Origin of the sequence: Nonomuraea africana (genome assembly GCF_014873535.1) — a bacterium.
Classification (GTDB): domain Bacteria; phylum Actinomycetota; class Actinomycetes; order Streptosporangiales; family Streptosporangiaceae; genus Nonomuraea; species Nonomuraea africana.
The window spans coordinates 2,010,035-2,028,615 of sequence record NZ_JADBEF010000001.1 but is presented as its reverse complement, the minus strand read 5'-3'; the positions used below and the strand labels follow the sequence as shown (position 1 = coordinate 2,028,615).

General features: G+C 69.0%; 20 protein-coding genes and 1 tRNA gene. 10 read left to right on the top strand and 11 right to left on the bottom strand.

Annotated features, from left to right (window positions below):
- Nucleotides 1-130 precede the first annotated feature (130 nt).
- The 3 genes from rox to H4W81_RS09360 all read right to left on the bottom strand — a co-directional run bounded on the left by rox (nt 131) and on the right by H4W81_RS09360 (nt 3,097).
- Entirely contained in the window at nt 131-1,555 is a 1,425-nt protein-coding gene (rox, locus tag H4W81_RS09370) for a rifampin monooxygenase (RefSeq protein WP_225959485.1), read from the bottom strand.
- Between the two features lie 469 nt (nt 1,556-2,024).
- The gene (locus tag H4W81_RS09365) at nt 2,025-2,204 is read right to left on the bottom strand and encodes a hypothetical protein (protein ID WP_192774433.1); all 180 of its coding nucleotides are present in this window, start codon (nt 2,202-2,204) and stop codon (nt 2,025-2,027) included.
- 53 nt (nt 2,205-2,257) lie between these two features.
- Nucleotides 2,258-3,097, bottom strand: coding sequence for an IS5 family transposase (locus H4W81_RS09360; protein WP_192774431.1), 840 nt, complete (start codon nt 3,095-3,097; stop codon nt 2,258-2,260).
- 314 nt (nt 3,098-3,411) lie between these two features.
- Between H4W81_RS09360 and H4W81_RS09355 the strand changes: the two genes are divergently transcribed.
- From H4W81_RS09355 to H4W81_RS09340, 4 genes are all read left to right on the top strand, one after another.
- Nucleotides 3,412-4,235, top strand: a protein-coding gene (locus H4W81_RS09355; RefSeq protein ID WP_225958521.1) for an IS5 family transposase whose coding sequence is annotated in 2 segments (ribosomal slippage) — nt 3,412-3,583 and nt 3,583-4,235 — 825 coding nt in all. Because the reading frame shifts where the segments join, the coding sequence is not laid out codon by codon here.
- 78 nt (nt 4,236-4,313) lie between these two features.
- Nucleotides 4,314-4,847 carry a hypothetical protein gene (locus tag H4W81_RS09350; RefSeq protein WP_192774432.1) on the top strand — a complete coding sequence of 178 codons (534 nt, stop codon included), beginning with the start codon at nt 4,314-4,316 and terminating at the stop codon, nt 4,845-4,847.
- Between the two features lie 351 nt (nt 4,848-5,198).
- A complete protein-coding gene (locus tag H4W81_RS09345) occupies nt 5,199-6,038 on the top strand; it encodes an IS5 family transposase (RefSeq protein WP_192774431.1) in 840 nt (279 codons plus the stop codon).
- Between the two features lie 278 nt (nt 6,039-6,316).
- Nucleotides 6,317-7,156 (top strand): IS5 family transposase, encoded by an 840-nt coding sequence (locus H4W81_RS09340; RefSeq protein ID WP_192774431.1) that lies wholly within the window; start codon nt 6,317-6,319, stop codon nt 7,154-7,156.
- A 406-nt stretch (nt 7,157-7,562) separates the two neighbouring features.
- On the opposite strand, the gene H4W81_RS09335 is transcribed toward H4W81_RS09340, so the two are convergent.
- The 5 genes from H4W81_RS09335 to H4W81_RS09315 all read right to left on the bottom strand — a co-directional run bounded on the left by H4W81_RS09335 (nt 7,563) and on the right by H4W81_RS09315 (nt 10,399).
- On the bottom strand, nt 7,563-8,795 hold the full coding sequence (locus tag H4W81_RS09335; RefSeq protein ID WP_192774430.1) for a cysteine desulfurase family protein: 1,233 nt from the start codon (nt 8,793-8,795) through the stop codon (nt 7,563-7,565).
- A 28-nt stretch (nt 8,796-8,823) separates the two neighbouring features.
- Nucleotides 8,824-9,198, bottom strand: a complete 375-nt coding sequence (gene crcB / locus H4W81_RS09330; RefSeq protein WP_192774429.1) for a fluoride efflux transporter CrcB — start codon at nt 9,196-9,198, stop codon at nt 8,824-8,826.
- Nucleotides 9,195-9,539 carry a DUF190 domain-containing protein gene (locus tag H4W81_RS09325; protein WP_192774428.1) on the bottom strand — a complete coding sequence of 115 codons (345 nt, stop codon included), beginning with the start codon at nt 9,537-9,539 and terminating at the stop codon, nt 9,195-9,197. The genes crcB and H4W81_RS09325 overlap by 4 nt, the downstream gene beginning before the upstream one ends.
- On the bottom strand, nt 9,536-10,009 hold the full coding sequence (locus H4W81_RS09320) for a fluoride efflux transporter FluC (RefSeq protein ID WP_192774427.1): 474 nt from the start codon (nt 10,007-10,009) through the stop codon (nt 9,536-9,538). The genes H4W81_RS09325 and H4W81_RS09320 overlap by 4 nt, the downstream gene beginning before the upstream one ends.
- Nucleotides 10,010-10,195: 186 nt before the next feature.
- Entirely contained in the window at nt 10,196-10,399 is a 204-nt protein-coding gene (locus H4W81_RS09315) for a hypothetical protein (protein WP_225958520.1), read from the bottom strand.
- A gap of 286 nt (nt 10,400-10,685) precedes the next feature.
- Between H4W81_RS09315 and H4W81_RS09310 the strand changes: the two genes are divergently transcribed.
- From H4W81_RS09310 to H4W81_RS48420, 5 genes are all read left to right on the top strand, one after another.
- On the top strand, nt 10,686-10,961 hold the full coding sequence (locus H4W81_RS09310) for an FmdB family zinc ribbon protein (protein WP_192774426.1): 276 nt from the start codon (nt 10,686-10,688) through the stop codon (nt 10,959-10,961).
- A 21-nt stretch (nt 10,962-10,982) separates the two neighbouring features.
- Nucleotides 10,983-11,807: an AmiS/UreI family transporter gene (locus H4W81_RS09305; RefSeq protein ID WP_318781627.1), complete on the top strand. Its 825-nt coding sequence runs from the start codon at nt 10,983-10,985 to the stop codon at nt 11,805-11,807.
- Between the two features lie 84 nt (nt 11,808-11,891).
- Nucleotides 11,892-13,139, top strand: coding sequence for a formamidase (fmdA, locus tag H4W81_RS09300; protein WP_192774425.1), 1,248 nt, complete (start codon nt 11,892-11,894; stop codon nt 13,137-13,139).
- A 378-nt stretch (nt 13,140-13,517) separates the two neighbouring features.
- Nucleotides 13,518-13,946 carry a hypothetical protein gene (locus tag H4W81_RS09295; RefSeq protein WP_192774424.1) on the top strand — a complete coding sequence of 143 codons (429 nt, stop codon included), beginning with the start codon at nt 13,518-13,520 and terminating at the stop codon, nt 13,944-13,946.
- A 91-nt stretch (nt 13,947-14,037) separates the two neighbouring features.
- The gene (locus H4W81_RS48420) at nt 14,038-14,166 is read left to right on the top strand and encodes a hypothetical protein (protein ID WP_264083142.1); all 129 of its coding nucleotides are present in this window, start codon (nt 14,038-14,040) and stop codon (nt 14,164-14,166) included.
- A gap of 85 nt (nt 14,167-14,251) precedes the next feature.
- Here H4W81_RS48420 and selB read toward each other — a convergent pair whose 3' ends face one another.
- The 3 genes from selB to H4W81_RS09280 all read right to left on the bottom strand — a co-directional run bounded on the left by selB (nt 14,252) and on the right by H4W81_RS09280 (nt 17,490).
- The gene (gene selB / locus H4W81_RS09290; RefSeq protein ID WP_192774423.1) at nt 14,252-16,093 is read right to left on the bottom strand and encodes a selenocysteine-specific translation elongation factor; all 1,842 of its coding nucleotides are present in this window, start codon (nt 16,091-16,093) and stop codon (nt 14,252-14,254) included.
- A complete protein-coding gene (selA, locus tag H4W81_RS09285; protein WP_192774422.1) occupies nt 16,093-17,382 on the bottom strand; it encodes an L-seryl-tRNA(Sec) selenium transferase in 1,290 nt (429 codons plus the stop codon). The genes selB and selA overlap by 1 nt, the downstream gene beginning before the upstream one ends.
- A 15-nt stretch (nt 17,383-17,397) precedes the next feature.
- Nucleotides 17,398-17,490, bottom strand: a tRNA-Sec gene (locus H4W81_RS09280).
- A gap of 68 nt (nt 17,491-17,558) precedes the next feature.
- On the opposite strand from H4W81_RS09280, the gene selD reads away from it, so the two are divergent.
- Nucleotides 17,559-18,578 (top strand): selenide, water dikinase SelD, encoded by a 1,020-nt coding sequence (gene selD / locus H4W81_RS09275; RefSeq protein ID WP_192774421.1) that lies wholly within the window; start codon nt 17,559-17,561, stop codon nt 18,576-18,578.
- The last annotated feature ends 3 nt before the right edge of the window (nt 18,579-18,581 follow it).

Genomic DNA, 18,581 nt, shown 5'->3' with positions numbered 1-18,581 from the left:
TTTCCGCCATGCCAGCGGGCGGTGGATGTCCGACGAGAACGCCGACCACTCCCAGCTCCTGGCCGACAGCGCCGCAGATCTGCCCGCCATCTCGCCACGTATATGCGGGATGACCACTGCTCAGGCGAAATCAGTTGGCGGGCTTGCCGAACCAGCGGGAGAGGTGGTCGTCCAGGTCCTGCTGATCGTCGCCGATCCAGGCGACGTGGCCGTCGGGGCGTAGCAGGACGCACGGAACATCCAGTACCGCAGTGGGATCCGCGAGGTAATCGACCCGGTCTGACCAGCCGCCGACGGTCAGGCGTTCGGTGCGGTCCAGCAGCAGACCGCGGCCGCGATGCAGCAGACTGTAGAGGTGGCCCTGTTTCACGTCGATGTCGCGCAGGCGGCGGCCGAGCAGGTCGGGGCCTTCGCCGAAGTCGTAGCGGATGCCGATCGCGGTGATCTTCTCGATCAGATGGCGGTTCACCTCGTCGAAGTCCATCAGTTCGGTGAGCAGCCTGCGCACGGCCTGCGGGCCTGGTTCGGTGGACATCAGTTCCATCTGGGCGCGGGTGTTGTCCAGCACGTCCTCGGCGACCGGATGACGTTCGGCCTGGTAGGTGTCCAGCAGTGTTTCCGGCGCCCAGCCGCGGATCTGCGCGGCTAGTTTCCAGCCGAGGTTGAATGCGTCCTGAACGCCCAGGTTGAGGCCTTGACCGCCGGCGGGTGGATGGATGTGCGCCGCATCGCCGGCCAGTAGCACCCGCCCGACGCGATAACGTTCGGCCAGCCGGGTGGCATCCCCGAAGCGGGACAACCAGCGCGGGGAGTGCACGCCGAAATCGGTTCCGGCGATGGTGCGCAACTGTTGTCTGAAATCTTCGAGGGTGGGCGGTTCCGCGCGGTCGCTGACTCCCGCGGCGGGGACTACGACGCTATAGACTCCTTCGCCGAAGGGCCTGAGCCAGAATCGCTTATGGGTCTCGCTGATTTCGGTTATCTTGGCGGCGATCTCCTCCTGCGGTACACCCACTTTCATCTCGCCCATGAGCGTGTCGGTCCGTGAGGGCTCGCCGGGGAAGCCGACGCCGAGCAGTTTGCGCACCGTACTGCGCGCGCCGTCACAGCCGACGAGATAGCGCGAACGCAGCTGTTCCCCGTCGGACAGCTCGACGGTCACACCCTCGTCGTCCTGCTCGAAACCGGCGACCGAACAACCGCGCCGGACCTGCGCACCCAGTTCGATCGCATGTTCTTCGAGCAGATGATCGATGACCGGCTGCGGGATGCCCAGCAGATAGGCGTACGCGGAATCCAGGCCCTCGGGCGCGGGTTTGGTGATGGCGGCGAAGATACCGCCGACCGGACGCTGTCTTCCGTGTTCGAGAATGCGATCCAGCAGTCCGCGCATTGCCATCAGCTCGAGACTGCGAATATGCAGACCGACTATGCGGACGAACGACTTGGGCTCGGTTTCCTTCTCCAGAACGAGTACCCGCACGTCGTGCAGCCGCAGTTCGGCGGCCAGCATCGCGCCAGTCGGCCCGCACCCCGCGATGATCACATCGAACATGAGGGGCGCGCGATCGGCGCCGGAGGCCGGCGACCAGAGTTCGGGGACGTCGCCCACGGTGAAGTCGCGCTCGACCGTACCGTTCGACGACGGCTCGGCGGTGAACTGCTGAGAGTGCATAGGTGTTGCCTTTCGGGAGTGCCTTGTTGTCGAGGCGCTCCCGGCGACACCTACGTCAATCGCCCGACCGTGACGGGAAGGGGGAGCACCCACATCGATACAGCGTTCATGGGTCTCACCTCCTCAGGCGGTGTCACAGTCAGCTGCAAGCTACAAGCCCGAGCATCATCCCGTCCAATCCTTTCCCAGCCACGTGATCACGACTCCAAACGGGTCCGTGCGGTTGCCGGGCGAATCCGGCGTGGCGGCCCGGCTGGTCCCGGTCACGGTCGACGGTCTGATCCTGGCTGCACCCGAGGCGGACCCGGATCTCGGTAGGCGCTGCCTTGATGAGGTTCGCTCGTGGCCACTACGCGAACTGGTCGTAGGCGAGCTTGACGACCAGCGCGATGACGACGCACAGCAAGACGACCCGAATGAATCGACTTCCGCGTTTGAGCGCGAAGTGGACGCCAAGTCGGGCACCCGTGAGGTTGCATGCGGCCATACCGAGCCCGAGCAGCCACAGGACTTTGCCCTCCGCGGCCAACAACCGTCCTCTTAGTGGGCGTTTGATCCTGTGAGTTCCGTCTGATCGGTGTTTCAGGTGCCTCGCCAGGTTGGGGTGGATTCGCGGGCGAGGCGGCGGGTCATCAGATCGATCATGGCGATGTGAATCATGGCTTCGGATCGAGCGGGCAGGGCCTCGTAGTCGCGGACCAGTCGGCGGTGGAGCATGAGCCAGCCGAGGGTCCGTTCGGCGACCCAGCGGCGGGGCAGGGCGGTGAAGCCCCTGGTGGCAGGGTCGCGGCGGACGACTTCGACGTCGATGCCGAGGGCGGCGCCGCCTTCGATGACCTTGGTGCGGTAGGCGCTGTCGGCCCAGGCCTTGGTGATGGTCGGGTGGTCTTCGGCGACCTGGGTCAGCAGGGGCAGTCCGGCGGCGCCGTCGGAGACGCCGGCGGCGGTGACCAGCACGGCGAGTAGCAGGCCGAGGGTGTCGGTGACGATGCTGCGTTTGCGGCCGGCGATCTTCTTGCCGGCGTCGTAGCCCTGGCTGGCCGCGGGCGCGTTGGCGGAGGTCTTGACGCTCTGAGCGTCGATGATGCAGGCGCTCGGTTCGGGATCGCGGCCTTCGGCGGTGCGCACTAATCGCCGGAGCAGGCCGGTGAGCTGGGTGAAGACCCCGTCTTTCTGCCAGTGGGCGAAGTAGCCGTAGACGGTCTGCCAGGGTGGGTACTCGTGCGGCAGGTAGCGCCAGGGGATGCCGGTGCGGTCGACGTAGAGGATGGCGTTCAGGATGGCGCGCAGGTCGTGCTCGCAGGGGCGGCCGATGTCGAGGCCTGTGCCGCGGCGGTCGGCGCGCCAGGCGCTCAGCACTGGTTCGATGAGCGCCCATCGTGCGTCGGACAGGTCGCTGGGGTACGGTCGCTGCTCGGCCATGCTTCTGGCGTATCGCAGATTGCATGTGCCGCCCAGTCCTGAGTGTCAGCTTTCAATCACATACCGTGACATGCTCGGCATCTTGGGATGAGACAGGACTTTCCTGGATGAGGTCGGCGCTCTGCGAGCTTCTCATCGACATCGCCACGCCGACATGCGCCGAAAGCGCGCAAATTGGGCGGTCAGACGGAGGGACGTACTGGGACCTACATCACCTCCCAGGATTAAACGCCCACTTAGAGCGTGTTTGAGAAGATCCTTCATGCTCGGTGTGGCGGCGTGACGACGGGTGCTGGGGCCGCCAGGGTGGCTAGATGTCCCCTGCTCGTTACCCCTCGGACCTGACCGACGCGCAGTGGGAGCTGATCGAGCCCTTACTGCCCGAGCCAAACACCGGCGGACGTCCGGAGAAGCATCCACGCAGGGAGATCGTCAACGCCATCCTGTACGTGGTGCGCTCCGGCTGTCCATGGCGGTACCTCCCACCGACTTGCCGCCATGGCAGACCGTGTACTGGTACTTCCAGCAGTGGGAAGAAGCCGGCGTCCCCGAGATGCTGCTGACCGAACTGCGCATGTCGGCCCGCCGGCAGGCCGGCCGCGCCGATGAGCCGTCGGCGGGGATCATCGACTCGCAAAGCGTCAAGGGCGCCGACACAGTCGGCCGCGACAGCCGCGGCTACGACGCGAACAAGAAGGTCAACGGCCGCAAGCGGTTCATCGTCACCGACACCAGCGGCCTGCTGGTCACGGTCGCAGTGATGGCCGCAAGCTGGCAAGACCGTGACGGCGCCAAGACCACCTTGCTGTCGACGTACCTGACCACCCCGATCCGGCATGTCTTCGCCGACCAGGGCTTCGCCGGACGGCTGGTGGACTGGACTCATGACACGCTGCGCACCACCCTGGAGATCGTGCGCAAGCCCGCTGCCCAGCGTGGGTTCAACGTCATCTCACGCAGGTGGGTGGTCGAGCGGACATTGGCCTGGCTGACCGCCTGCCGCCGTCTGGCTCGCGACTACGAACGCGATCCCGCGGTGTCCGCGGCGATCATCCGCTGGGCCGCCATCGCCGGTATTGCCCGTCGCCTTACTCGCGGCGGACCCGCCCAACGCCAGGCCCGTTACATCTGCAACTGACAGAGATGATCATCATCTCAAGCACCTAGAGGTGATCCGTCGCGGAACGCTCAGTTTGAGTCGGCCGTCTAATCGATCATGGACCTGCGACACCTGAAACGCTCGCCCGCTCTGCTGTGCGCTCTGGCAGCGCCGTTGCTGTACGCCGGAGTGACCCTGATCGCGCTCCAGTTGGCTGTCCAGACGGGGCTCAACTCCTGGCACGAGCCCTGGAACGACCTGCTGCCAAGCCGGCTGGACAACGCGATCACGTGGGCGCGGACGGTGACGCTCAGCATCACTCTCATCCTCGCCGTCGAGGCGGCCGTACTCGCCGCGCTGGGTGGCTCGCTGAATCGTCGATCCACCGTCAGCGGCCTCGTGCCGTGCACGGCCGCCAGCATGGTCTACCTGTTCACTCTCGCCCTGGCCATATTGGGCACTCACGCGTTCGTGCTATATCCCAATGGCGATTTCGATCTCGGGGATCTTTTCCCAGATTGGTACTTTCCTACACTGATCGTCATCGCCGTCGTGACCCTCACCGCGCTGACCGTCTGGCTGTCCGCCGCGGTCAGGGAGGCCTCAGCCTCCCGATCGTCGACGCTGCGGCCACGGCGGCCGCATACGTGACATGCCGCGCTCCCCGAACATGTCCGCAGCCTGCCAACCGGCTCCGTGGGCTGATGCGACTCCTTGAAGTGGCGCAACTCCACCCCTCAAGCTGACCTTCTCAAACACGCTCTTAGTGGGCGTTTAATCCTGGGAGGTGATGTAGGTCCCAGTACGTCCCTCCGTCTGACCGCCCAATTTGCGCGCTTTCGGCGCATGTCGGCGTGGCGATGTCGATGAGAAGCTCGCAGAGCGCCGACCTCATCCAGGAAAGTCCTGTCTCATCCCAAGATGCCGAGCATGTCACGGTATGTGATTGAAAGCTGACACTCAGGACTGGGCGGCACATGCAATCTGCGATACGCCAGAAGCATGGCCGAGCAGCGACCGTACCCCAGCGACCTGTCCGACGCACGATGGGCGCTCATCGAACCAGTGCTGAGCGCCTGGCGCGCCGACCGCCGCGGCACAGGCCTCGACATCGGCCGCCCCTGCGAGCACGACCTGCGCGCCATCCTGAACGCCATCCTCTACGTCGACCGCACCGGCATCCCCTGGCGCTACCTGCCGCACGAGTACCCACCCTGGCAGACCGTCTACGGCTACTTCGCCCACTGGCAGAAAGACGGGGTCTTCACCCAGCTCACCGGCCTGCTCCGGCGATTAGTGCGCACCGCCGAAGGCCGCGATCCCGAACCGAGCGCCTGCATCATCGACGCTCAGAGCGTCAAGACCTCCGCCAACGCGCCCGCGGCCAGCCAGGGCTACGACGCCGGCAAGAAGATCGCCGGCCGCAAACGCAGCATCGTCACCGACACCCTCGGCCTGCTACTCGCCGTGCTGGTCACCGCCGCCGGCGTCTCCGACGGCGCCGCCGGACTGCCCCTGCTGACCCAGGTCGCCGAAGACCACCCGACCATCACCAAGGCCTGGGCCGACAGCGCCTACCGCACCAAGGTCATCGAAGGCGGCGCCGCCCTCGGCATCGACGTCGAAGTCGTCCGCCGCGACCCTGCCACCAGGGGCTTCACCGCCCTGCCCCGCCGCTGGGTCGCCGAACGGACCCTCGGCTGGCTCATGCTCCACCGCCGACTGGTCCGCGACTACGAGGCCCTGCCCGCTCGATCCGAAGCCATGATTCACATCGCCATGATCGATCTGATGACCCGCCGCCTCGCCCGCGAATCCACCCCAACCTGGCGAGGCACCTGAAACACCGATCAGACGGAACTCACAGGATCAAACGCCCACTTAGTGGGCGTTTAATCCTGGGAGGTGATGTAGGTCCCAGTACGTCCCTCCGTCTGACCGCCCAATTTGCGCGCTTTCGGCGCATGTCGGCGTGGCGATGTCGATGAGAAGCTCGCAGAGCGCCGACCTCATCCAGGAAAGTCCTGTCTCATCCCAAGATGCCGAGCATGTCACGGTATGTGATTGAAAGCTGACACTCAGGACTGGGCGGCACATGCAATCTGCGATACGCCAGAAGCATGGCCGAGCAGCGACCGTACCCCAGCGACCTGTCCGACGCACGATGGGCGCTCATCGAACCAGTGCTGAGCGCCTGGCGCGCCGACCGCCGCGGCACAGGCCTCGACATCGGCCGCCCCTGCGAGCACGACCTGCGCGCCATCCTGAACGCCATCCTCTACGTCGACCGCACCGGCATCCCCTGGCGCTACCTGCCGCACGAGTACCCACCCTGGCAGACCGTCTACGGCTACTTCGCCCACTGGCAGAAAGACGGGGTCTTCACCCAGCTCACCGGCCTGCTCCGGCGATTAGTGCGCACCGCCGAAGGCCGCGATCCCGAACCGAGCGCCTGCATCATCGACGCTCAGAGCGTCAAGACCTCCGCCAACGCGCCCGCGGCCAGCCAGGGCTACGACGCCGGCAAGAAGATCGCCGGCCGCAAACGCAGCATCGTCACCGACACCCTCGGCCTGCTACTCGCCGTGCTGGTCACCGCCGCCGGCGTCTCCGACGGCGCCGCCGGACTGCCCCTGCTGACCCAGGTCGCCGAAGACCACCCGACCATCACCAAGGCCTGGGCCGACAGCGCCTACCGCACCAAGGTCATCGAAGGCGGCGCCGCCCTCGGCATCGACGTCGAAGTCGTCCGCCGCGACCCTGCCACCAGGGGCTTCACCGCCCTGCCCCGCCGCTGGGTCGCCGAACGGACCCTCGGCTGGCTCATGCTCCACCGCCGACTGGTCCGCGACTACGAGGCCCTGCCCGCTCGATCCGAAGCCATGATTCACATCGCCATGATCGATCTGATGACCCGCCGCCTCGCCCGCGAATCCACCCCAACCTGGCGAGGCACCTGAAACACCGATCAGACGGAACTCACAGGATCAAACGCCCACTTAAGGTTCTGGGGTTGGGGCGGTCAGGGAGTTGAGCCGCCTAGCGAGCCCAGTTGCCGCCGGCCTGTGTCCATGCGGTTGCGGTCTCGGGGCTGATCCCCAGCAGTTCGGTGAGGACTGCGGCCGGTAGCTGGGTGGAGAGGCTCATGAGGGCGGATGCCTGGCCGGGGCGCGAGTAGATGCCCAGGCGCTTCAGCCGGGTCCCCAGGTGGAAGTCACTGAGGTGCCCTCCGGCGAGGGCGCCGGGGAAGAGCCAGGGTGAGTCCCCGGTGACGCCGATGGTGACGTGCCCGCGACGCCGTGCGAGAAGCCTCCAGGAGGGGAGTGACGCGCGGCCCGTTTCTGCCGTAGGCCGGTCGCACCTCTGCTAGGGCGCGACGTCGCCGGCGTGCAGCCGTGTCACCTGGGCGGCGATCAACTGGGCCGCGTGCCGTATCTCCGGCTCGGTGCTCCATCGGCCGAGGGTCAGGCGCAGTGCCGAGATCGCCCGCTCGGCGGGCAGCCCCATGGCCAGCAGCACAGGCGAGGGCGCGTCGACGCCTTCATGGCAGGCCGAGCCGGTCGCGGCGGCGACCCCCGGGATGGCCGCCAGCAGGCGACGGGCGCCGAGGTGGGCGATGCCGTCGATGCTGACGTTCAAGGTGCCGGGCAGCCGCTCGCCGGGAGGGCCGTTGAGGGTGATCAGGCCGGGCAGGAGCCGTTCCAGCTCGTGCTGGAGCAGGTCGCGCAGGCCCGCGAGCCGTACGGCGCTGTCGGGGAGTTCCTGGCGGGCGATCTCGGCGGCCGCGCCCAGCGCGGCGATGAACGCGACGTTCTCGGTGCCCGCCCGCAGCCCGGACTCCTGGCCGCCGCCGTGGATGAGTGGGGCAAGCTCGACCCCGGAGCGGACGTACAGGGCGCCGACACCCTTGGGGGCATACATCTTGTGACCGACCACGGTCAGCAGGTCCACGCCGAGCCGGGTCACGTCGACGGGTACCTTGGCGACCGCCTGGGCGGCGTCGGTGTGCAGCAGCGCTCCGTGGGCGTGGGCGATGGCGGCCAGCTCGGCGATCGGCTGCAGGGTGCCGGTCTCGCTGTTGCCGTAGGCGATCGACACCAGCGCCGTGCGTTCGCTGATCACCGCCTGCAGGTCGGCGGGGCGGACGCGGCCGTGGCGATCCAGCGGCAGGTGGGTGACGGCGAACCCGTCGGCTTCCAGGCTGGCGCACGCCTGCAGTACGGCAGGGTGTTCCGACGGCTGCGTGATGATCTGCCTGCGCGGCTGGGCCAGGGCGGCGCCGCGGATGGCCAGCGTGTCCGCCTCGGATCCGCCGCCGGTGAAGACGATCTCCTGCGGTCGGGCGGCGAGCAGCGCGGCCAGCTGCTCGCGGGCGCGAGCCACCGCTTGGCGCGGCCGCTCGGCGTAGTGGTGGCTGCTGGAAGGGTTGCCGAAATGCGTGGTCAGGTACGGCAGGGCCGCGTCCAGGGCGCGCGGGTCGACGGGCGTGGTGGCGTTGTAGTCAAGATAGATCGGCCCACCGGCCAGCCCGGGATGAGGTTCGAGCTGCTGCGCACCCGGCAGGGAGCCGAGCCGGGTCTCGGGGCCGACAATGCTCATCTGCGCTCCTTGGAATGGGTCTGACGCTTCATCCGAAGATGACCTGGGCGAACGTGAGGCCGATGAACACCGCGCCCATGCCGGCGACGATCGAGGCGACCACGTTGACGGCGGCGAGGAAGGCCGCGCCGGTCTCGGCCAGTCGCAGCGTCTCGTAGGAGAACGTCGAGTACGTGGTCAGCGCTCCGCAGAAACCGGTGCCCAGCAGCAGCTGCACGTCGGTGCTCCCCGCCCCGGCCAGTCCCGCCCCGGCCAGCAGGCCCAGGATCATCGAGCCGGCCACGTTGACGGCGAAGGTGCCCCACGGGAAGACCGTGTCGTGGCGGGCTTGGACGGCCCGGTCGGTCAGATAGCGCAACAGTGCGCCGACCGCGCCGCCGAGCAGTACCAGCAGCCAGTTCACGTCGTCACCTGTCGACCGCGGTAGGCGACGACCTCGACCTCGTCCACGACGGCCAGGCCCTCGATGAGCAGCTCGTCCAGCTGGGGCAGGAAGGCGCGGATCTTCTCTTCGGCATCGACGATGACGACGGTCACCGGCAGGTCGTCGGCCATCGACAGCAGCCGGGTGGTGTGCACGACGTTGCCGGCGCCGAAGCCCTCCATGCCGCGGAAGACCGACGCCCCGGCCAGCCCGGCGGCGTGGGCGCGATGCACGATCTCGGTGTACATGGGGCGGTGATGCCAGGTGTCGGTGTCGTCGACGAAGACCGTCAACCGCAGGGCCCGTCCGGACAGAGTCATCGCGTCCTCCTCGCCGTGGTCGCCGCCAGGAGCCGGCGGGTGGCCCAGGCGCCGGCCGCCACCGCGGCGAGGGCCGCCGCGGGCGTTGCCACCAGGTAACCCAGCGCCAGGTCGGCCCGACCGCCGGTCACCAGGCGTTCGATGTCCAGGCAGTAGGTGGAGAAGGTGGTGAAGCCGCCCAGCACACCGGTGGCGAAGAACGGCCGCACCCAGGCCGGCGCGGTCCACGCCTCGGTCAAGGCCACCAGAAAGATCCCGATCAGCAGGGAGCCGGACGCGTTGACGCCCAGCGTGGTCCACGGGAAGGAACCGGCCGCGGTCGGCCACAACAGGGCCGCCCCGTAGCGGGCGCCCGCGCCGATCGCGCCACCGGCGGCGATCACCGCCAGCCCACCGTAGTGCGCGCGCCGCGACTCCCGGCGCTGACGCGCCTCGGCGAGATCGACATCGGGGTCGACGGGCTCGGTCATTGCCGCGAACCTCACCTGATCCGAACGCATACCTCTCCCCACACGTGGCGTGCGCCCGCCAAAGCGGGCACGAGCTGTCACGAGCAGGGACCGTTGGCGGCAGCGAAAGTACCGCGGTTCGGGCACGGCGGGCCCCACCGCCGCGGGCGCCCGCCTGCTGGCGCGGTGCCCTCACACCCCTTCACCTTAACGCCACACCGCCTCGGTGCCGATGTAGGCGCCACAGGCCAGGCCGCGGGCGAGGAAGAACGACGCGACCCCGACGGAGCCGACCAGGGCCGAACCGAAACCCTGCGCCGCGGGAGGACGGCAGCGCCGCCAGATGACCATGGCCGGCAGGAAGAGGCCGATCAACCGGGTGCGCGCGGGCAGCGGCGCGGTGGCCGTCAAGGCCTTCAAACGTCCGGCAAATTCTCCGGGGCCTTCAGGACAGCGCGGCGCCCTGTCTTAAAAAACACGGCCATTTTAGCGGCGCCTGAGGCCGCCCTCCTGCTAAAGTGCGCCGATTTTCAGCTCAGAGTGGGTTTCCTCGACGCCATCGTCGGCCTTGTCTGCGACGTTGACATGCGGTTAAGGCGGAGGTTACCTGGGGTAGACGCCTAGATCGCCGTGGACCGGCGATGGGTCCGCGGTGCCGGCCGGGAGACGAGGCTCGATCGCCGGTGGGGGGATGCCCATGGCAACCTACGAGTACCGCTGCGCCGATTGCGGGCAATTCGAGGTGCACCTGCCGATAGGCAGTGCTCCGGCGGTGAGTGACTGCCCCGAATGTCACCGGGCGGCCCGTCGTGTTTTCTCTTCGCCGTATCTGACCAGGGTGCCCTCGACGCTGTCCGCCGCGCTCAGCCGGGAGGAGCAGAGCCAGGAAGCACCCGAGGTCGTCACGAGCCTGCCTCCCAAGCAGCGCCAACGGCCACCGCATCCGGCGATGTCACGCCTGCCCCGGCCTTGATCAACAGAACAGCGTGTCCACGTGCGCTCGGACTGGCCACGCACGGACATCCGCAGGGTCTGGATGCGGCGACGGGTATGCGCTTCCCGCCGCGGGCCGGATCGCCTGGCCTCATGGCGCCCGTGGACGATGCCGCCAATCGGAAACCACCCATCACAGGCACTAGGAGGCGCGTCGCTGATGGGAGCTGTCGGACTACTTTACGTCGGCGCGGTGCTCTTCCTTAACGGGATGATGCTCCTGGGGAAGGTCGAGCCACGCGCGACCGCTATCTTCAACCTCTTCGTCGGGGCCCTGCAGGTGGTCACGCCCACCGTGCTGATCATCGCTAACCTGAGCAGGCCGGCCGAGATCCTCGGCGCGTCGGGGATCTATCTCTTCGGTTTCACCTACCTTTACGTCGGGATCAATCTGCTCGGCGGTTTCGACTCCACAGGAGTTGGCTACTTCTCCCTGTTCGTGGCCATCATGGCGATCGGATACGCGTACGCGAACTTTCAACTCCTCGGCGACCCCGCGTTCGGCGTCATCTGGCTCTACTGGTCCTACCTGTGGTTCCTCTTCTTCGTGTTGCTGGGATTGAAACACGAACAGATCACCAGGTACACGGGCTGGGTCACAGCCATCCAGGGGTGGGTCACGGCGGCGATTCCGGCTTTCATGATCCTGACCGGCTACTGGGAGAACACGAACCTCATCGCGATCATCCTCGCCGTGTTCGGCCTGGTGGTGTTCATCGGGCTCTGGCCGCTGACACGAGGACGGGAACCCGCAGCCGCGGCACCGAGCCCGGGTGACGAGGCGGTGGGAGCCCGGGACCGCAGGCACCGCCCCCGCTGGACCTGACACAGAGACCCACAGAGCTGGAGAGGCGGTGATGCGACGCGGTCATGCCTGAGAGTCAGCACGCTTCAAAGAAGGGCACTCATCATGCCGAACGTCGTATTCAGCATCGATCAGTCGATGTCAATGCGAGATCAGAAAATACCAGGGCATAACCGGTGGCACCCAGACATTCCTGTGGCTGACATGGTTCGCCCTGGGGATGAGTTTCGAGTCGAATGCAGGGAATGGACCGACGCCCAGATCGGCAACAACGATTCCGCGAACGACGTACGGGACGTCGACCTCAGTGTCACGCATGTCCTGAGCGGGCCCATCGGGGTGGACGGAGCCGAGCCAGGCGACCTCCTGGTCGTCGACATCCTTGATCTCGGCCCGGTTCCACAACAGGTCGGGGGAGCGCCAGGCCAGGGATGGGGGTACACCGGCGTATTCGCCAAGGCCAACGGCGGTGGATTCCTGACCGACTACTTCCCTGACGCCTACAAGGCGATCTGGGACTTCCACGGTCAGATCGCCACATCCCGCCACCTGCCGGGGGTGCGCTACACCGGCATCACCCACCCCGGCCTGTTCGGCACCGCGCCATCAGCGGATCTGCTCGCGTCCTGGAACCGCAGGGAGCAGGCTCTCATCGACACAGATCCGCAGCGGGTCCCGCCGCTCGGCCTGCCACCGCTGGCCGAGAACGCCATCTCCGGCACGGCAAGCGGCGAGGTGGCGCAGCGGATCGCCAGCGAGGGCGCCCGTACGGTTCCCGCGCGGGAGAACGGCGGCAACCACGACATCAAGAACTTCACCCGCGGAGCCAGGGTCTTCTACCCGGTTCATGTGAAGGACGCCAAGCTTTCCGGAGGTGACCTGCACTTCAGCCAGGGCGACGGCGAGATTACCTTCTGCGGCGCGATCGAGATGGGCGGTTACATCGACTTCCACGTCGACCTCATCAAGGGCGGCATGGAGAAGTACGGTGTCACCACCAACCCGATCTTCATGCCCGGCAACGTCGAGCCGCGCTACTCCGAGTTCCTTTCGTTCATCGGGATCTCGGTCGACCACGACACCGACACCAACTACTACCTCGACGCGACGGTGGCCTACCGCAGGGCCTGCCTCAACGCCGTCGAGTACCTCAAGAAGTGGGGCTACACCGGCGAACAGGCCTACCTGCTCCTCGGCTCGGCCCCGATCGAAGGGCGTGTCAGCGGGATCGTCGACATCCCCAACGCATGCTGCTCGCTCTACCTGCCCACCGCGATCTTCGACTTCGACGTACGTCCGACCATGGAGGGGCCGGTCAAGAAGGAGCGCGGGCAGTGCGCAGTGACGAGCTGATCGCCACGGCATAACGCCTGGTTCGAGAGGCCGTCCGAAGACAAAACCGGCCACCGTGCCCGATCGCGCGGTGGCCGGTTTCTTTGTCCTCCGGTTAAAATTTTGGTCTATTTATCGGCAAGGTTCTCCACTGCGCCGCGGTTCGAGTCGATCGACATGCGCTCCTATCACACCAGGCTGGAGGCCGTTCGGCAGACTCCACGTGGGTTATCAGGCGTGCCGCCGCGACTCCGCCAATGGTCAACACAATTCGCCGAGTACGAAAAACACGCAAAAATCCGGTTACCCTACGTGTAACTGCAATCCCTGGTATGTCCCCCCGAGTTTGGGGCAACTCCCGAACGGGTGTGCGAGCCTGCCACTTCGAAGGGTTGATCAATGAACAACGACGCCGTGTGGGTCCGAAGCGTGACGGGCATCCAACTGCACCACACCACGGACCTCCAGGACGCCAGCCGATTCCTCGGCAATGCGGTGATGGCTCTGCGGGCCGCGCACGTACGAACCGGCGACGACCGGTACTCCGACCTCGCCGCCCAGCTCAAGACCATGGTGGCGGAGACCCGGACGTTGGAGACCCAGGCCCGGGCACGCATGCATGGTCTCCACTCGGCGGACCCTGACCAGTTCGTCCGCTGCCGTGAAGGCGAAGAGCCGTGGCCCGACGAGATCCAGGCAGGTTTCGTTCCGCGCCACACCTGCAACGACCGGTGCCTGTATCACGACCACAACGTTCTCGACGCCATCATGCAGTGCATTTGCGGGCGTCCCCCGTGCCGGGCATGCGCCATCGCCGGAACGCCGTGAGGTGAACCGCCGCCGGGCGTCCCGCCCGGCGGCCCCTGACGATAGTCAGGGGTGGTCCGTGCCGAACGGCCCGGATCTCTACGTTCCTCCCATGCGAACGAACACCTCCCTGATGATGCTCGCCGCGATCGCGGGCCTGACCGGCGCTGCGCCTGCCGAAAACCTCACCACAGCCGCAGCCAGGGTGAGTTCGTTCCCGAGGATCGGACGACGACGCTGATCGCCGCGGCCGGACGGACGCTTCGCCGCTCGTCACCGCGATCAGCCGATGACGATGTCCTGTCCATGACGCCCCGCTGAGCAGGTCAACGGCAGCGGCGGTGGACCTCGTCCACCCGTACGGTGATCCCGCTCCGATCGAGGTGTTCCAGCAGCGGCACCGCGACCCTTCGGCTGGTGTCGAGGGCGCGCCTCGCCTCGCTGACCGTGAAGGGCTGCGGCAGCCGCCTCAGCAGCTCCGCCGCCCTGGCGTCCGCGCCGGGCAGCAGCACGACGCCTTCGGCCACGCGCAGCAGGCTCCCCGCCCGTACGGCCGCCGCCACCTCCCGGACGCCCAGCCCCAGCTGGCTCAGCCGCCAGGCCTCCAGCGCCTGGAAGGGATGCGCGGACAGCTCCGCCCTCAGCCGCTCGACAGCCCGGGCCACCGGCGTGGGCAGGCCGGAAGGCCGGGTGAGGATCCGGCCCTCGGCGACTGTGAGCGGCGGCCGTACCAGCGCGGCGACCAGCCGCCGGTCGGGCAGGGCGAGCTCGCGCCGGGCCGCTTCGAGCGGCATGCCGGGATCCAGCGGGTGCTCGGCCGCGTACCGCAGGGCCGCCTCGGTCAGTCGCCTGGCCAGCTCCTCCCAGTGCTCGGGGTGGGCGTACCAGTCGTCGCAGACCGGGCGCCCGTCGGGCTTCCCCACCATGGCGGTCAGGTCGGCCGCTCGCAGCAGCCGATGGGTGCGCAGGGCGGAGGCCGCGTCCGGCGCGGCCGGCTCCAGCCGCGCGGCGCGCGCCCGCGCCGCGCCCCGGCGGCCGAGCGCCGGCGGGCGCACGTCGAGCACGCTCGCCCCGGCCAGCACCCGCACCTCGGTGCGGTCGCGGCCGGGGTCGCGCAACAGCAGTACGTCTCCGAGGTGGAGCGGGAGCGGGCCGGCCAGGCGCAGCCGCACGATGCGGCCACCGAGCGGCCGCACCTCGCACGCCACCGCCGCCGACCCGATGTGCGCGGTGAGCCGCCTGGGCAGGCGCCGCTCTCCCCCGCCTCCCTGCCCGACCGGCCCGCACCCCGAGAGGCCGCCGCACGTGCCGCCATCGCCTCGGTCGCCCGGTCCGCGGCCGGATCCCCGGAGGGCTCCGACAGGTGAGATCCGAACGTCGACCAGGTCCGTGGACGTCCATCGGCCGGGTGTGACCAGGGCCCGGCCTCGCTCGGGAAGGCCGCGGCCCCGCAGGTTCACCGCCACCCTGGCGACGCCGGTCACCGCGGCCAGTGGCTCCTTGAGGGACTCCAGCGCCCGCACCCGTACCGGCTCGCCGCCGAGCGCCAGCTCGTCACCCACCGAGATCGTGCCCTCGGGCAGGGTCCCGGTCACGACCGTGCCGCTGCCGGTCACGGTGAAAACCCTGTCGATCCACAGCCGGACCGGCGCCTCCGGATCGGGCACGGGAAGCCTGGCGACCAGCCGGTCCAGCGCCTCCCGCAGCTCGCCGAGTCCCTGACCGGTACGCCCGCTCGCCCCCACCGCCTCGACGCCACCCAGCCCGGCGGCGGCCAGACGGGTCCGTGCCTGCTCGATCGCCGGGCCCGGATCGGCGAGGTCAGCCCGCGTCACCGCGAGCAGGCAGTGCCGTACGCCGAGGGCCTCCAGCGCCACCAGGTGCTCCTCGGACTGCGGCATCCAGCCCTCGTCGGCGGCCACCACGAACATGACGGCCGGCACGGGACCGACCCCGGCCAGCATCGTGCTGAGAAACCGCTCGTGGCCGGGAACGTCCACGAAGGCGAGGCGCCGCCCCGAGGGCAGAGTCGTCCAGGCGTAACCCAGCTCGATCGTCAGCCCCCGCCGCCGCTCCTCCTCCAGCCGGTCGGGCTCCATCCCGGTGAGCGCCCGCACCAGCGTGGACTTGCCATGATCGACGTGACCCGCCGTGGCGACGACGTGCATCAGCCGCTCACCTCGAGGATCGCGCGCGCCACATCGCCGTCCCGGTCGCCGGGAACGGTGCGCAGGTCGAGCAGCAGCCGCCCGCCCTCGATCCGGCCGACGACCGGGGGATCGCCGGTTCGCAGCGGCGCGGCGAGCCGCTCGGGCAGGCTCACGGCGGCGCTCGGCAGCATGACGCCGGGCGCTCCCCCTCCTCCCACAGCGGCCTCGCTCGGTACGGCTCGCGCGTCGACCCCGGCACCGGCCAGCTTGTCGGCGAGCGCCGCGGCCCGGTCGCCGAGCGCCGCCGGATCCGCCTGCAGCGCCTGGCGGACCGGGACGACAGGACCCCTGAGCGTGGCCTCCAGTGCCGCCAGCGTCAGCTTGTCGACCCGCAGCGCGCGGGCGAGCGGGTGCCGTCTGCACCGTTCGACCAGGTCGCGGCGGCCGAGGAGGAGCCCCGCCTGCGGCCCGCCGAGCAGCTTGTCGCCGCTGGCGGTCACGAGATCCGCCCCGGCCTCGAGCACGGTCGTCGCGTCCGGCTCGGCGGGCAGCAGCGGCTCGCGGGAGAGGAGGCCGGAGCCGATGTCGGCCACGACGGGCACGCCGAGCCCGGTCAGCTCCGACACCTCGGCGGAGCCGGTGAAACCCTCGATCCGGAAGTTCGACGGGTGCACCTTGAGCACGCATCCGGTCTCCGGTCCCACGGCCGCCGCGTAGTCGCGGCAGGAGGTGCGGTTGGTGGTGCCCACCTCGCGCAGCCGCGCCCCCGTGGAGACGAGCAGGTCGGGGATGCGGAACCCGTCGCCGATCTCCACCAGCTCGCTGCGGCTGATCACGATCTCCCGGCCCGCGGCGAGCACGGTGGCCACCAGGACGAGCGCGGCGGCGTTGTTGTTGACGACGTGCACGTCCTCGGCGGCGGGCACGGCGCGCGCGAGCGCGTCCAGCGCGCCCCGCCCGCGACGGGCCCGGGCGCCGGTCTCCAGGTCGAACTCCACGTCGGCGGCACCGGCCGCGGCCGCCATCGCCTCGACCGCCGCGAGCGACAGCGGCGCCCGGCCGAGGTTGGTGTGGATCAGCACGCCGGTCGCGTTGATCACCGCGCGCAGGCTCGCGGCCTGTGGTGGGAGCGCCGCCACGGCCGCGTCCGCGACGTCCTCAGGGGCGATCTCGCCGAGTCGCGCCCGCTGCTGGGCCCGCACCACCGCGTCCTTGACGACCGACCGGCCCAGCCGACCGCCAGCCGCGACCAGCCGCGGATCGGCGAGCACGGCGTCGGTACGTGGCACGTGCCTTCGTGGGTCCACCCTTCGAAAATAGAGCGGAGGCGGACGGGAATCGAACCCGCCAGGCCGAGAACCTCGGCCTCGTCGGTTTTGAAGACCGCGGGGGCCACCAGGCGCCCACACGCCTCCGAGGGAGAATCTACTCGCAGGCGGGTAGGGCTGGAGCGACACACCGCCGCGATCCACCTGAGGGCGCCATGACACTCAGCACCTGGCCGGGACAGGGCCCGGTCCGGCTGACGCAGTACGCGCACGGAGGCGGCTGCGCGTGCAAGATCCCGCCCGGCGAGCTGGAAGCCGTCGTGGCGGGACTTCTCAGCCAGCCCGTGGACTCCCCCGCCGGCGAGTTGCTCATCGGTCTCGACGACGGGGACGACGCCGCCGTGGTCCGCCTCGACGGCGGCCGGGCGATCGTGGCCACCGCCGATTTCTTCACGCCCGTGGTGGACGAGCCCTACGACTGGGGCCGCATCGCGGGGGCCAATGCCCTGTCGGATGTCTACGCGGTGGGCGGGGAGCCGCTGGTGGCGGTCAACCTGCTCGGCTGGCCCAGGGAGACGCTGCCGCTGGAGCTGGCGAAAGAGGTGCTGCGCGGCGGCCTGGACGCGGCTCGGGCCGCGGGCTGCCACGTCTCGGGCGGCCACAGCGTCGACGACCCGGAGCCGAAGTACGGCATGGCCGTTACCGGCCTGGCCGATCCCGGGCGGCTGTTGCGCATCGGCGGCGGCCGGCCTGGGCTGCCGATCACCCTCACCAAGCCGCTTGGCATCGGGGTGCTGAACACCCGGCACAAGGCGACCGGCGAGGTGTTCCCGCACGCGGTCGCCGCGATGAGCGCGCTGAACCGCGACGCCTCCAGGGCCGCGCTGGCCGCCGGAGCGGTGTGCGCCACGGACGTGACCGGGTTCGGCCTGCTGGGCCACCTCTACAAGCTGGCCCGGGCCAGCGGCGTCACGGCCGTGGTCGATGTGGCGGCCGTGCCGTACCTGGAAGGGGCCCGCGAGGCGGCGCGCGGCGGCTACGTGAGCGGCGGCACCCGCCGCAACCTCGACTGGGTGCGTCCCTGCCTCGACCCCGGCGGCTTCGGCGAGGAGGACCTGCTGCTGCTCGCCGACGCCCAGACCTCCGGCGGCCTCCTGGTGGCCGGCGAGATCCCCGGCGCGCCGGTCATCGGAGAGCTCATCCCGTTCTCCGGCCCTCACCTGCGACTCCGCTGAACG

Bases quoted from the DNA above. Each gene is read 5' to 3' on its own strand.
- rox (WP_225959485.1), bottom strand. From the start codon at position 1,555: ATGTTCGATGTGATCATCGCGGGGTGCGGGCCGACTGGCGCGATGCTG.
- H4W81_RS09360 (WP_192774431.1), bottom strand. From the start codon at position 3,097: ATGGCCGAGCAGCGACCGTACCCCAGCGACCTGTCCGACGCACGATGG.
- H4W81_RS09350 (WP_192774432.1), top strand. From the start codon at position 4,314: ATGGACCTGCGACACCTGAAACGCTCGCCCGCTCTGCTGTGCGCTCTG.
- H4W81_RS09345 (WP_192774431.1), top strand. From the start codon at position 5,199: ATGGCCGAGCAGCGACCGTACCCCAGCGACCTGTCCGACGCACGATGG.
- H4W81_RS09340 (WP_192774431.1), top strand. From the start codon at position 6,317: ATGGCCGAGCAGCGACCGTACCCCAGCGACCTGTCCGACGCACGATGG.
- H4W81_RS09335 (WP_192774430.1), bottom strand. From the start codon at position 8,795: ATGAGCATTGTCGGCCCCGAGACCCGGCTCGGCTCCCTGCCGGGTGCG.
- H4W81_RS09325 (WP_192774428.1), bottom strand. From the start codon at position 9,539: ATGACTCTGTCCGGACGGGCCCTGCGGTTGACGGTCTTCGTCGACGAC.
- H4W81_RS09320 (WP_192774427.1), bottom strand. From the start codon at position 10,009: ATGACCGAGCCCGTCGACCCCGATGTCGATCTCGCCGAGGCGCGTCAG.
- H4W81_RS09310 (WP_192774426.1), top strand. From the start codon at position 10,686: ATGGCAACCTACGAGTACCGCTGCGCCGATTGCGGGCAATTCGAGGTG.
- fmdA (WP_192774425.1), top strand. From the start codon at position 11,892: ATGCCGAACGTCGTATTCAGCATCGATCAGTCGATGTCAATGCGAGAT.
- H4W81_RS09295 (WP_192774424.1), top strand. From the start codon at position 13,518: ATGAACAACGACGCCGTGTGGGTCCGAAGCGTGACGGGCATCCAACTG.
- H4W81_RS48420 (WP_264083142.1), top strand. From the start codon at position 14,038: ATGCGAACGAACACCTCCCTGATGATGCTCGCCGCGATCGCGGGCCTG.
- selB (WP_192774423.1), bottom strand. From the start codon at position 16,093: ATGCACGTCGTCGCCACGGCGGGTCACGTCGATCATGGCAAGTCCACG.
- selD (WP_192774421.1), top strand. From the start codon at position 17,559: ATGACACTCAGCACCTGGCCGGGACAGGGCCCGGTCCGGCTGACGCAG.